Here is a 13,168-nt window from a genome sequence, read left to right on the forward strand (position 1 = left end):
GAACGCTGGACTCGCATCCCGCGCTCCCGGACAATACATCTGCACTGATTGTTGAGTCCTTTCGAGCGACGCGAGCCCCATGGCGGATGAACGACTTCCACGCGACCCGTTGCTGCGCGAAGCAGCGGTAAAGGAAGCGCGTCCGGAAACGCCGGCGCGGCCGTTCATCCATCTGCGCGTGCACTCTGCCTATTCGCTGCTCGAAGGCGCCTTGCAGCTCGGCGCCATCGTCGGCCATGCCGTCAAGGACGAGTGCCCGGCGATCGCCGTCACCGACACCAACAATCTGTTCGGGGCGCTGGAATTCGCGCAGAAGGCGGTGAAGGACGGCATCCAGCCGATCCTCGGCTGCCAGATCGATCTCGCCTTTTCCGGCGAGGCGGGCGATGGCCAGCGCGACCGCCGCCGCCAGGGCCCGGAGATGCACGCCGTCGTGCTGATCGCCGCCACCGAGGCCGGCTACGCCAATCTGGTCAGGCTGATCAGCCGGGTCTATCTGGAAACGCCGCCCGGCGAGCCGGTGCACCTGACCAGCGCGATGCTCGAGGGACAATCCGACGGCTTGATCTGCCTGACCGGCGGTCCGCGCGGTCCGATCGGCCGCGCCTTGAAGGAGGACCGCCGCGACCTCGCCGAGCAGCGGCTGCTGACGCTGAAGGCGATGTTCGGCGATCGGCTCTACGTCGAGCTGGAGCGGGTCCAGGGCTACGACCGCATGATCGAGAAATCGACGGTCGACCTTGCCTACAGCCACGATCTGCCACTAGTCGCCACCAACGAGGCGTTCTTTTCCAGGCGCGACGACTATGAGGCGCATGACGCGCTGGTCGCCATCGCCGAGGGTTCGGTGGTCGCCGCCGACAATCGCCGGCGGCTCTCGCCGGACAATTTCCTGCGCAGCCAGGCGGAGATGGCGAAGCTGTTCTGCGACCTGCCGGAAGCAATCGACAACACGGTCGAGATCGCGCTGCGCTGTTCCTACTATCCGAAGAACCGCAGCCCGATCCTGCCGCGCTTCACCGGCGGCGATATCGCCGACAAGGATGCGGCGGAGAAGGCGGAGGCGGCCGAGCTCGCCCGCCAGGCGCGCGAGGGGCTGGAGGCGCGGCTGGCCGCGCACGGTCCGACGCCGGGCTATACGGTCGAGCAATATCGCGAGCGGCTCGATTTCGAGCTCGGCATCATCGAGAAGATGAAATTCCCGGGCTACTTCCTGATCGTTGCCGACTTCATCAAATGGGCGAAGTCGCAAGGCATTCCGGTCGGGCCGGGACGCGGTTCGGGCGCCGGTTCGCTGGTCGCCTATTCGACGACCATCACCGATATCGACCCGCTGCGCTTCTCGCTGCTGTTCGAGCGCTTCCTCAATCCCGATCGCGTCTCGATGCCTGACTTCGACATCGACTTCTGCCAGGACCGGCGCGAGGAGGTGATCCGCTACGTCCAGCAGAAATACGGCCGCGACCAGGTCGGGCAGATCATCACCTTCGGTACGCTGCAGGCGCGCGCGGTGCTGCGCGACGTCGGCCGCGTGCTGCAGATGCCTTATGGCCAGGTCGACAAGCTCTCCAAGATGGTGCCGCAGAATCCGGCTAATCCGGTCAAGCTGGCGGACGCCATCGCCAACGAGCCGCGCTTCGCCGAGGAGGCGGAGAAGGAGCCGATCGTCCAGACGCTTCTCGATACGGCGCAGAAGCTCGAAGGCCTTTATCGCCATGCCTCGACGCATGCCGCCGGCATCGTCATCGGCGACCGGCCTTTGTCGGAACTGGTGCCGATGTACCGCGATCCGCGCTCGGACATGCCGGTCACCCAGTTCAACATGAAATATGTCGAGCAGGCCGGGCTGGTGAAGTTCGACTTCCTCGGCCTGAAGACGCTGACCGTGCTGGAAACGGCGGTGAAGCTGATCCGCCGTCGCGGCATCGACATCGATCTCGCAACGATCCCGCTCGACGATCCCGATACCTACGCCATGCTGTCGCGCGGCGAGGTGGTCGGCGTGTTCCAGGTGGAAAGCGCCGGCATGCGCAAGGCGCTGATCGGCATGCGGCCGGACTGCATCGAGGACATCATCGCGCTGGTGGCGCTCTACCGCCCCGGCCCGATGGAGAACATCCCGACCTACAACGCCCGCAAGCATGGCGAGGAGGAGATGGCCTCGATCCATCCCAAGATCGACCATCTGGTGAAGGAGACGCAGGGCGTCATCGTCTACCAGGAACAGGTGATGCAGATCGCGCAGGAGCTTTCCGGCTATTCGCTCGGCGAAGCCGACCTTCTGCGCCGCGCCATGGGCAAGAAGATCCGCGCCGAGATGGACAAGCAGCGCGAGCGCTTCGTCACGGGCGCGGTCGAGCGCGGCGTCGGCAAGCCGCAGGCCGATTTCATTTTCGACCTTCTGGCGAAGTTCGCCGACTACGGCTTCAACAAGTCGCACGCCGCGGCTTACGCGGTCGTGTCCTATCAGACCGCCTACCTCAAGGCGCACTATCAGGTCGAATTCCTCGCGGCATCGATGACGCTCGACATGGGCAACACCGACAAGCTCGCCGATTTCCGCCAGGATGCGCTGCGGCTCGGCATCGAGGTGGTGGCGCCGTCGGTGATGTCGAGCTTCCGCCCCTTCGAGGTCGGCCAGAACAAGATTTTCTATTCGCTGGCCGCGCTCAAAGGCGTCGGCGACGCGGCGGTCGAGCACATCGTCGCCATGCGCGGCGAAAAACCATTCAAGAGCCTGGCCGACTTCTGCGAAAGGGTCGATCCGAAGATCGTCGGCAAGCGCGTCTTCGAAAGCCTGATCATGGCCGGCGCGCTGGACTGCTTCGGCCATGACCGCGCCGCCATGATGGCCGGCGTCGAGCGGATGATGGGGCTGGCCTCTCTGGCGCAGCAGAATGCCGTCTCCGGCCAGGCCGACATATTCGGCGCCTCGCTCGGCGCCCAGTCGCAGGCGCTCAATTTGCCGGCGACCGAACCGTGGCTGGCGGCCGACCGGCTGCACCGCGAATTCCAGGTGGTCGGCTTCTATCTCTCGGCGCACCCGCTGGACGAGTACAAAGCGGCGCTGCAGAAGATGCGGGTGCAGAACTGGGCGGAGTTCTCGGCCGCCGTCAAGCGAGGTGCCGCCGCCGGGCGACTCGCCGGCACGGTCACCACCAAGCAGGAGCGAAAGACGCGCACCGGCAACAAGATGGGCGTGGTGCAATTTTCCGACACGACGGGGCAATACGAGGCGGTGCTGTTCTCCGAAGGCCTGGCGCAATTTCGCGACATGCTGGAGCCTGGCCGCTCGGTGGTGATCACGGTTTCGGCCGAAGACAGGCCGGAGGGCATCAATCTGCGCATCCAGACGGTGCAGTCGCTGGAGGATGAGGCCAGCCGCATCCAGAAGGCCCTACGCATCTTTGTCAGGGACGATAGGCCATCGTCGATCATTCAGGCCCAGCTCAAGCAGCGCGGCGACAGCCAGGTCAGCATCATCCTTCTCAAGGGAGAAGCGCAGGGCGAGATCGAGATCGATTTGGGTCGTTACCGCGTCTCGCCGCAAATCGCGTCCGCCATGCGCGCGGTGCAGGGCGTGGTGGAAGTGGAACTTATCTAGGAGAAGCGGTACCATCTCCAAGCCTGCGGATGGGGGGAGGCATGGACCCGCGAACAGCCGCTTTCGAAGTGATACGCATGGTCAATGAGTACCGGGTGTCGCAAGCGATCTCGGTCGCGGCGATGCTCGGCATCGCCGACCACATCAAGGATGGCAAGCGCTCGGCCGTCGATCTCGCGAGCCTGACCGGCACCCATCCGCGCGCGCTCTACCGCTTGCTGCGCGCGCTCGCGGCGGCCGGCATATTTCACGAGGCGGAAGACGGGCAGTTCTCGCTGACGCCGCTCGGCGGCGCCTTGCGCTCCGACGCCGAGCATTCAGCAGCGCCCTGGGCGGCGTTTGTCGGTCGGCCTTACTATCGGCAGGCGTGGAGCGATTTGCTCTACAGCATCCAGTGCGGCAGGAATGCGTTCCGCCACGCGCATGGCAAGGGCGTCTGGGAATACCGGGCCGAACACCCCGAGGAATCCGGCATTTTCGATCTTGCGATGGCGGCGAACTCGCGCGGCGTCGCGGCGGCGATCCTTGCGGCCTATGATTTCTCGCGCTTCCCGGTCATCATGGATGTCGGCGGCGGGCAAGGTGCGCTGCTCGCCGAAATCCTCGCCGCCAATCCCCGCAGCCGCGGCATTCTGTTCGACCAGCCGCATGTGGTGGCTGCGGCCGGCCGGGTGATGGCCGAGAAAGGCGTGGCCGAACGTTGCGACATCGTAGGTGGTGATTTCCTCGCGGCGCTGCCCTCAGCGGCGGACGCGCTGCTGCTCAAATGGATCCTGCATGACTGGGACGACGAGACCAACATCTCGATCCTGAAAAATTGCCGCAAGGCCATGCGCGCGGACGGGAAGCTGCTGGTGTTCGAGGCCGTGCTCGCGCCGCCCAATGAAGGGGCGACGGCCAAATTCGCCGACCTCAACATGCTGGTCGCGCCCGGCGGCGAGGAGCGCACGGCCGAAGAGTTTCGGTCGCTGCTGGCAAAGGGCGGCTTCGAGGTCGCCGATATCATCGAAGCGGGGCCACGCATCAGCGTTATCGAGGCGAGGCCGGTCTGATGTCGCGGAGGTGGCGCGCAGCGCCGCTATGAAGCGGCGATCTCGGCCGGCTGCGGTGCCTTGCGCTGCAGGTTGAGCAGGTTGCCCGTCAGGATCAGCAGTGCGCCGCCGGCGGTGAAAACATCGATCTGCTCGTGGTAGAGCAGCCATCCGATCAACGCCGACAGCGGCACGCGCAGGAAATCCATAGGCGAGATGAGTGTGGCGTCGGCATGGGTAAGAGCGCGGGCCATGCAGAAATGCGACGACATGCCGGTGAAGGCGATCACCACGATCCACGGCCAGAGCTCGAGCGGCGGGTTGCGCCATTCGTAGAGCGCCGGAGCCAGGCCGAGCACGGACTGGATGATGAGCATCCAGAAAATGATGCTGACGACGCTGTCGGTGCGGGTCAGCGACTTGACCAACACCACGGAGGTACCGAAGCAAACCGCTGCGCCCAGTACGATAAGCTCCCCCAGATTCATGGAGCCTAGCCCCGGCCGTACGATGATGACCACGCCGATCAGCCCGAGCACGATCGCCGCCAGTCTTGGCCGCGAAAGCTTTTCGCCAAGGAAGCTGACGGCGAGGATGGCGGTCCAGATCGGTGTCGTGAACTCGATCGAGATCAGCACCGCCAGCGGGATCAGGGTGAGCGCGTAGAGCCAGGCGGCCTGACCGGAATAGTGGACGATGTTGCGGGCAAGATGGGCGAGCGGACGCCCGGTGCGCATCGCCGCGAAGCCGCCGCTCATCATCACCAGCGGCAGCAGGATGAGGAAGCCGATGACCGAGCGCAGCTCCAGCACCTGGAAAACGTTGAGCTCCGCCGTCGTGGCGCGGCCGGCGACCGACATCGCCAGGAACGAGGCAATCGACAGCGCCATCCAGAACGCGGCCTTGGGGATCGAGGGAGCGGGTGCCATGCGCGCTATGTCGCAAGCCGGACCTTCGAGGGCAACCGCTAGTCGGCGCATTCGACTGGGCCAGCCGATGCGGCGTTAAAAAACAGTCACGTTGAAGGCGGAACCTGGGGTCGCCGCAGGCGTTCGAGTCCCTGTATCCGCGCTTAGGCATTTCCGATTCTACCGGGGGAGACCTTCGATGAAATCAATGCTGCTGCTTCTGCTCGCCGGCGGCCTGACCGCCGTGAGCCCCGCGCATGCCGACGATGCCGATTTCCTGCGCTCGTTCCAGGGCAGTTTCGCCGGCAACGGCACCGTCAAGGTGACGACCAATGCGCCGACGGTGAACGTCTCCTGCACCTTCAATTCCGGCGCGACGTCGACTTCGCTGTCGCTCGACGGCAATTGCCGAGGTCTCGTGCTGGTGACGCGGGCGATCAGCGCGGATTTGAAATCCAACGGCAAGGGCTATACCGGCGTTTATGTCGGCTCCCGTACCGGGCCGGCGCAGTTGAATGGCAAGCGGTCGGGCAATGCGCTCAGCCTCGCAATCCGATGGGCCAAAGAGGTGAATGGCGACCGGACGGCGCGGCTAACCGTCGAGAAGACCGGCGGGGACGGCATGCGGCTCACTGTGACAGACGCCGATCCGAAAACCGGCAAGACGGTGGTGACAAGCCGGATCGATCTCAAACGCACGTGAGTGGCGGAAGCCGGATTCGATCACTCCTCGATCGGCTCCGGCGGATTGGCGCCGCGGCCCCTGCCGAACGTGTAGCCGGTTTCCACGGCCTTCTTGCCGAACTTGTCGCGCAATGAATCGATGGCGCCCTCGGCCAGCGCGCGCTTGCGCGACTGGATGTCGACCAGGTCGGGCGGGTCGGCCTTCCCGTCATCGGACAGATCGCTGACGCCGATGCCGAGCAGCCGGAACTTCGTCCCGTCGGCTTCCCGACGCAAGAGGTCGAGGCCGGTCTGAAAGATCCGGTCGGCCAGGCGCGTGGGATCGCCAAGCTGGCGGTTGCGAGTGCGGAGCTTGAAGTCCTGTGTCTTCAGCTTCAGCACCACGGTGCGCCCGGCAATGCCCGACTTCTTCAGCCGCGCCGAGACCTTTTCCGACAGCGCCCGCAGCACCGGTACCAGTTCGGCCATGGCGCCGATGTCGGTGTCGAAGGTGGTCTCGGCCGACACGCTCTTGGCGTCGCCATCCGGGTCGACCCGGCGGTCGTCCTCGCCGCGCGAGAGCCGGTAGAGCCGGTCGCCCATCACGCCATAGCGGCGCATCAGCTCGGCCCGCTCCGTGCGTTGAAGCTGGCCGATGCTGCGGATGCCGTCGCGTTCCAGCGTGGCGGCGAAGGCCTTGCCGACGCCCCAGATCATCGTCACCGGCTGTTCGGCCAGGAAGCCCATCGCCTCGGCCTCGCCGATCACCGAAAGGCCGCGCGGCTTACGGAAGTCGGACGCCACCTTGGCGAGGAACTTGCAGTAGGAAAGACCGGCCGAGACGGTGATGCCGAGCTCCTTTTCCACGGACAGCGCGAAACGCGCCAGGACGAGGGCAGGGGGCATGCCGTGCAGGCGCTCGGTGCCGGCAAGATCGAGGAAGGCCTCGTCGATGGAGAGCGGCTCGACCAGCGGCGTCAATGCCTGCATCAACGCGCGGACTTCACGCCCGACCCGGACATATTTCTCCATGTCGGGAGGAATGACCACCGCCTCAGGACAGGCTTCCAGCGCCTTGAACATCGGCATCGCCGAGCGCACGCCGTGGATGCGGGCGATGTAGCAAGCGGTGGAGACGACGCCGCGCCGGCCGCCGCCGACGATCACCGGGCGGTCCTTCAGCGCCGGATTGTCGCGCTTTTCGATGGCGGCGTAGAAGGCGTCGCAGTCGATATGGGCAAGATGCAGCCGGTAGAGTTCGGCATGGCGAGCAAGCCTGGGGCTGCCGCAGCGCTCGCAGCGACGTGCATCGCCGCGTTGCAAGGCCAGGCAGTCACGGCAAAAACCGTGTTCGGGATTGTTGACAGGAGCCGCCATTGCTGCGAACATAAAGAGAACAAACGCAATGGTACGACAGCGCAGGGCAAGCAACAAGGCTGGCCTGGGGAGAACGCATGAGCACGACCATCGCGCCGCTGGCGCCCGAGCTCTGGGCGGATTTCGAGGATCTTTTCGGCAAGCAGGGCGCCTGTTACGGCTGCTGGTGCACGCATTTCCGTTTGGCGCCGGCGGTACGACGGGCCAACGACAAGCAGCGCAACAAGGATCATATCAGGGCGCGCATCGAAGCCGGGCCGCCGCCGGGTTTACTGGCTTTCGAGGATGGCAAGGCGGTCGGCTGGATGCAGATCGGGCCGCGCGCCGACGTGCCCGAATGGAACAACCAGGGCAGGGGGTCGGCGCCGGTCGATCCGGCCGATGCCGCCGACGCGGGAGTCTGGGCGATCTCGTGCTTCTTCATCCGCGTCAAGGCGCGGGGCAGGGGCATCAGCCATTGCCTCGTCGAAGGCGGCATCGACTTTGCCCGCCGGAGCGGCGCGCGGCTGGTCGAGGCCTGCCCGATCGACCTGTCGCGCGATTCGCGTTCGATCGGCCTGTTCGTCGGCTCGTCGCGGGTGTTCGAGAAGGCGGGCTTCGAGCGGCTTGTCGAGCGCAAGCCCGGCCGGCCGCTGATGCGGCTGGTGCTTTAGGAAGGCGACTAGCCTTTGTCTTGCGGCTGTGATGGTATTTGCCTACCAGCAGCGCGAAGCGATTTTGTCTTCCGAGCCCGAACGGAGAATCGACGTGAAGCGTGTCCTGCCCCTAGTTTTCCTTCTCGCGCTCGGCGCGCCGGCTTTCGCCCAGACGGTCGATGGCCAAGGCGCCAAGCAGCTTTCCGAGGACCTGTCCCGCTACGTCGGCAAGAAGGCGCTCGACACCGGCGTGCTGAAGGTCTCCGTCGAAGGCGACGCCTACCGGATCGCCATTGATTTCAAGGCGCTGGTCGAGGCCCTGCCGGACCAGAAGCTGCTGAAGTTCGACGTCGCGCCTTATGCCTTGAAGGTGAAGCCGCGCAGCGATGGATCCTGGGACGTCTCGATGGATTTCTCGCAGAGCGCGTCCTTCGAGTTCAACGGGCCGGAAGGGCTGCAAAGCACCCAGTTCACCGTCAAGGACGGCAAGGGCAGCGGCGTCTATGACCCCGCGCTCGCAGCCTTCACCAGCGGCGTCAGCACCATAGCCAGCATGACGATGACGTCCAAGGACGCCAAGCAGCATGTTGACGCCAGCTTCGGCGCCGGCACAGCGAACTTCGCCGCGACCAAGGCCGCCAATGGCGGCGTTGACGTCACGATGACGCAGAAGATGTCGAGCTTTACCGAGGCGGTCAATTTCGACGATCCCGAGAGCGGAATGAAATTTCCGGTGACGATAAAGTCGCCGGAGCTGTCGGTGACCGCGAACGGCAAGGGCGTGCGAAGCAAGCCGCTGCTCGACCTGCTGGCCTTTGCCGTGGCCAATGAGGACGAAGCGGCGCTGAAGGCGAACCAGGCGCAGCTCAAGTCGCTGCTGCTTGCCGCGCTGCCGGTATGGGAAAGGCTCGATGGAACCTATGGGTTCAAGGACTTCGCGGTCGAGAGCCCGATCGGCACGTTCGGGGCGACGCAATTGAGCACGGCCTTCGGAATGGACGGCGTCTCCCAGAGCGGCAAGATCAACTACGCGATCAAGGCCTCTGGCCTGAAGATTCCGCAGCAGATGCTGCCCGGCTGGAGCGTGGCGTTGCTGCCCACCGACATCGACCTGAACTTCGGCGGCGCCAACATCGATCTCGACAGCATGGCGAAGAAGGCGATCGAAACACTTGATCTCAATAAGAATCCGCCGCTGCCGGAAGATTTTGGCGACCAGATCTCCGCCGATTTCCTGGCCAAGACGCCCAAGGCCGTCATCGGCCACAGCACGCTGAAGAACAAGGACATCGAGATCGCGCTGGAAGGCGAGATGACCTTCCCCGGCGAGAAGCCCGATGCGAGCGTGACGGTCGATATCGCCGGCTACGACAAGATCGTCGAAGCCTTGCAGACCGCGGCCAAGACCGACCCGGAAGCCGCGCAGTATTTTCCGATGGTGCTTGCGGTCAAAGGGTTCGGCAAGACGCTGCCGGACGGACGCATCGAATGGGCGATCAACGCCAAGCCCGATGGTTCGGTGACGGTCAATGGTGCCATGCTGAAGCCGGCGGATGCCGTTGAGGACGATAGCACCGATCAGGATGACGGCACCGATCAGGATGTCGTTCCCGGCGAGGGCAATAGCGGGGCGGGCGCGAAGCTGCAGCCCTGACGCATTTTCGGGGAAGGGCGGAGCGGTGTTCCGCCCCCGGGTTCTAGAGCGGTTTAGCGTTTCATGGAATCGCCGAACCGCTCTAACTATCTGTTTCTACGCAATTCCGGACGGAAAACCGTTACACACTTTTCCTGGAATTTGCTCTAGAGCCCGAGCGCGCTGACGATCTTCGGCGCCGCCTCGTGCCAATCCTCGACCGCGACGATGCCTTCGGGCGTTGGCGGCAGGAAGGCGCGCAGCGAGTTGTCGGCCATCAGGTGGAAGAGATGCGCGTCTGCCACCGAGTGGCGCACCGACAGAAGGTTGTACGGCTGGTCGTCGACGAAGGCGACCGGCCGACCGTTGGCGCCGCGCAGTTTGGCGACGGCCGGTCCTTTCGCCATCTCCGTCGTCAGCAGCGGATAGTTCAGCCCAAGCGCGTCGAGGTGGGCGCGGCGCGCCGCGCGGTGCTTGTGCGGCATGGCCGTCAAAAGCACGATCTCGGCACGGCCGCCGAATGTCGACAGCGCTTGCGATGCACCATCGGTGACGCTTTGCCATTCGGCCTGGGCGTCGAAGAACTCGCCGAGAAGCGCCGTCACCTCAGCCTGCTCGATCAACCGGCCGCTTGCCGTCTCGGCAATGTTGCCGGTGAGGCGGAAGGAGGCCAGCGTCAGGGCGAAGCCGCGCGATTGCAGAAAATGCGGGAACGGCCGGATGAACTCCAGCACGACGTCGTCGACGTCGAGCACCAGAAGCGGCCGGTCGTCCGCGGCAAGCTCTTCGATCTGCCGCGCCGTCTCGGGATCGTCGCTCATACCGAGCGCTCGTGATCGTCGTTGCCGAGCGGCAGCACCCGCAAGGCCTTGCCGACGGCGGCCGGCGGCGTGCCGGTCTCCTCGGCGAAGCGCAGCAGCGTCGGCTCATGGGCGAGGATGAACTGCAGCACGCCGGCCAAGAAGCCTGGCTCGCCCGCCGCCCGCCTGATCGACTGCGCCTCGATGCCGGTGATCGCCAGGAAGCGCGGCAGGAGCTCAGGATCGGCGGCGACGAAGCCGAGAGCCCTGATGGCAAGGGCTTCCGCTTCCTCGCGCATTGACGCCGCGTTTGTCATGACTACCTTTTGTGCGTGGAATTTGAGTCTCTCCGCAGTAACGGCAAGCGCGACTTGCGGCAAGCCATTGCCCTCCCCGAGACGGGATCCGGCCAGTTTTTTGGGGCCACCGGTTTGCGTTTCGTCAATCATATTGGCGTAGCGTGGATGAGGGTTGGGTGCGATCCGGCAAGGACGCATGACGGTGGTCTTCGGCGTCGAGGACCGTCGGGACGGGAAATCGATGCCTAAGAAGGTCATGATCGTCGAGGACAACGAGCTCAACATGAAGCTCTTTCGCGACCTCATCGAAGCCAGCGGCTACGACACGGTTCGCACGCGCAACGGCCTCGAGGCGCTGGACCTGGCGCGCAAGCACCGGCCGGACCTGATCCTGATGGACATCCAACTGCCCGAAGTGTCCGGGCTGGAGGTGACCAAGTGGCTGAAGGAGGATGACGACCTCCATTCGATTCCGGTCATCGCGGTGACCGCATTCGCCATGAAGGGCGACGAGGAGCGCATTCGCCAGGGTGGCTGCGAGGCCTATATCTCGAAGCCGATCTCGGTGCCGCGTTTCATCGAAACCATCAAATCCTATCTGGGCGATGCCTGATGCCCAGCCAGACCGGAGCCTTGTGAGATGACCGCGCGGATCCTCGTCGTCGACGACATCCCTGCCAATGTCAGGCTGCTCGAGGTCAGGCTGCTGGCCGAGTATTTCGAGGTGCTGACCGCCTCCAACGGACCGGACGCCATCGAGACCTGCGAGAACGGCAAGGTCGATGTCGTGCTGCTCGACGTGATGATGCCCGACATGGACGGCTTCGAGGTCTGCCGGCGGCTGAAGAGCGACCCGGCGACATCGCATATCCCGGTCGTCATGATCACCGCGCTCGATCAGGTCTCCGACCGGGTGCGCGGCCTGGAGGCCGGCGCCGACGATTTCCTGACCAAGCCGGTCAACGACCTGCAGCTGATGACGCGCGTCAAGAGCCTTGTCCGGCTGAAGTCGCTGACCGACGAATTGCGGCTGCGCGCCTCGACCACGCGCAACATCGGCATCGAGGAGCTGTTGAGCCGCAACTTCGCCGCCGAGGATGCGAAGCCGAAGGTGCTGTTGATCGACGAGCGCAAATCGTCGTTCGAGCGCATCAAGAAGATGCTGCGAAGCAGCGCCGAGCTCGACGTCGCCACCGATCCCAATGCCGGCTTCTTCCAGGCTGCCGAGACGGCCTACGAATGCGTGCTGATCTCGACCGCTTTCGCCGACTTCGATCCGCTGCGACTGTGTTCGCAACTGCGGTCGCTCGACCGCACCCGCTTCCTGCCGATCATCCTTTTGGCGGACGCAGGCGAGGAGGGGCGCATCATCCGCGGTCTCGAACTCGGCATCAACGACTATCTGACGCGGCCGGTCGACCAGCAGGAACTGACCGCGAGGCTGCGCACCCAGGTGCGCCGCAAGCGCTACAACGACCAGCTGCGCGCCAGCGTCACCCAGACCATCGAGATGGCGGTGACCGACGGGCTGACCGGGCTGCACAACCGCCGCTACCTCGACAGCCATCTGCAGACGCTGTTCGACCGCGCGGTGGCGCGGCGGCGTCCGCTGTCGGTGATGATCACCGACCTCGACCGCTTCAAATCCATCAACGATGCGCATGGCCATGACGGCGGCGACGACGTGCTGCGCGAGTTCGCGCGGCGGTTGCGCAAGAACGTGCGCGGCATCGATCTCGCCTGCCGTTTCGGCGGCGAGGAGTTCGTGGTGGTGATGCCCGACACGGAGGGCGCGGTGGCGGAAAAGGTCGCGGAACGCATCCGCGCCGAAATCGCCCAGTTGCCGTTTGCGATCGGCCATGAGGGCAAGGCGATCGAGGTCACCGTCAGCGTCGGCGTGTCGTCGCTGCTCAAGGGGGCCGATACGGTGGCCGCCCTGATGAAGCGCGCCGATCTCGCTCTCTACGAGGCCAAGAGCGGCGGGCGCAACCGCGTGGTCGCCAAGGCGGCGTAGGCTCGGGCGCCAATTAACCGGTCAATCCGACAGGGTTAGCAATTTACCTTAATCCAAGCGATTCGGGTGGCTTGGTTAAGAAACTGTTGATTTTCATAAGCTCTTGCGCAAATGTACAGCATAGACAAAACGAGGCCGGCACGAGGGTAGACCGCCGGATCGTTCCGTTAAATACCCCATGATGCTCAGGTCCGCCGCATCTCC

The 13,168-nt window shown here is 64.7% G+C and carries 11 protein-coding genes; 7 read left to right on the forward strand and 4 right to left on the reverse strand.

Going from position 1 to position 13,168, the window contains the following annotated elements; translation table 11 throughout:
• The first annotated feature begins 79 nt into the window (after window positions 1-79).
• Both dnaE and EN786_RS24405 read left to right on the forward strand, forming a co-directional pair.
• Window positions 80-3,604, forward strand: coding sequence for a DNA polymerase III subunit alpha (gene dnaE / locus EN786_RS24400; RefSeq protein WP_135908931.1), 3,525 nt, complete (start codon window positions 80-82; stop codon window positions 3,602-3,604).
• Window positions 3,605-3,645: 41 nt separating this feature from the next.
• Window positions 3,646-4,656, forward strand: coding sequence for a methyltransferase (locus EN786_RS24405; RefSeq protein WP_127311401.1), 1,011 nt, complete (start codon window positions 3,646-3,648; stop codon window positions 4,654-4,656).
• Window positions 4,657-4,682: 26 nt separating this feature from the next.
• On the opposite strand, the gene EN786_RS24410 is transcribed toward EN786_RS24405, so the two are convergent.
• Entirely contained in the window at window positions 4,683-5,564 is an 882-nt protein-coding gene (locus EN786_RS24410) for a DMT family transporter (RefSeq protein ID WP_127311400.1), read from the reverse strand.
• 178 nt (window positions 5,565-5,742) lie between these two features.
• On the opposite strand from EN786_RS24410, the gene EN786_RS24415 reads away from it, so the two are divergent.
• Window positions 5,743-6,246, forward strand: coding sequence for a hypothetical protein (locus tag EN786_RS24415; protein WP_127311399.1), 504 nt, complete (start codon window positions 5,743-5,745; stop codon window positions 6,244-6,246).
• A 20-nt stretch (window positions 6,247-6,266) separates the two neighbouring features.
• On the opposite strand, the gene EN786_RS24420 is transcribed toward EN786_RS24415, so the two are convergent.
• Window positions 6,267-7,595 (reverse strand): DNA polymerase IV, encoded by a 1,329-nt coding sequence (locus tag EN786_RS24420; protein WP_127311398.1) that lies wholly within the window; start codon window positions 7,593-7,595, stop codon window positions 6,267-6,269.
• A 65-nt stretch (window positions 7,596-7,660) separates the two neighbouring features.
• Here EN786_RS24420 and EN786_RS24425 point away from each other — a divergent pair, with 65 nt between their 5' ends.
• Together EN786_RS24425 and EN786_RS24430 are read left to right on the forward strand one after the other, a co-directional pair.
• Window positions 7,661-8,236, forward strand: a complete 576-nt coding sequence (locus EN786_RS24425; RefSeq protein ID WP_127311397.1) for a GNAT family N-acetyltransferase — start codon at window positions 7,661-7,663, stop codon at window positions 8,234-8,236.
• 94 nt (window positions 8,237-8,330) lie between these two features.
• On the forward strand, window positions 8,331-9,872 hold the full coding sequence (locus EN786_RS24430; protein WP_135908934.1) for a hypothetical protein: 1,542 nt from the start codon (window positions 8,331-8,333) through the stop codon (window positions 9,870-9,872).
• A 146-nt stretch (window positions 9,873-10,018) separates the two neighbouring features.
• On the opposite strand, the gene EN786_RS24435 is transcribed toward EN786_RS24430, so the two are convergent.
• A complete protein-coding gene (locus tag EN786_RS24435; RefSeq protein ID WP_127311429.1) occupies window positions 10,019-10,672 on the reverse strand; it encodes a hypothetical protein in 654 nt (217 codons plus the stop codon).
• On the reverse strand, window positions 10,669-10,968 hold the full coding sequence (locus EN786_RS24440; RefSeq protein ID WP_127311430.1) for a DUF3572 domain-containing protein: 300 nt from the start codon (window positions 10,966-10,968) through the stop codon (window positions 10,669-10,671). The genes EN786_RS24435 and EN786_RS24440 overlap by 4 nt, the downstream gene beginning before the upstream one ends.
• 223 nt (window positions 10,969-11,191) lie before the next feature.
• Between EN786_RS24440 and EN786_RS24445 the strand changes: the two genes are divergently transcribed.
• Window positions 11,192-11,563 carry a response regulator gene (locus tag EN786_RS24445; protein ID WP_127283351.1) on the forward strand — a complete coding sequence of 124 codons (372 nt, stop codon included), beginning with the start codon at window positions 11,192-11,194 and terminating at the stop codon, window positions 11,561-11,563.
• A gap of 27 nt (window positions 11,564-11,590) precedes the next feature.
• Window positions 11,591-12,964 carry a PleD family two-component system response regulator gene (locus EN786_RS24450; protein ID WP_127283335.1) on the forward strand — a complete coding sequence of 458 codons (1,374 nt, stop codon included), beginning with the start codon at window positions 11,591-11,593 and terminating at the stop codon, window positions 12,962-12,964.
• Window positions 12,965-13,168: the final 204 nt, after the last annotated feature.

It is taken from the genome of Mesorhizobium sp. M4B.F.Ca.ET.143.01.1.1 (assembly GCF_004792275.1).
Lineage (GTDB): Bacteria > Pseudomonadota > Alphaproteobacteria > Rhizobiales > Rhizobiaceae > Mesorhizobium > Mesorhizobium abyssinicae.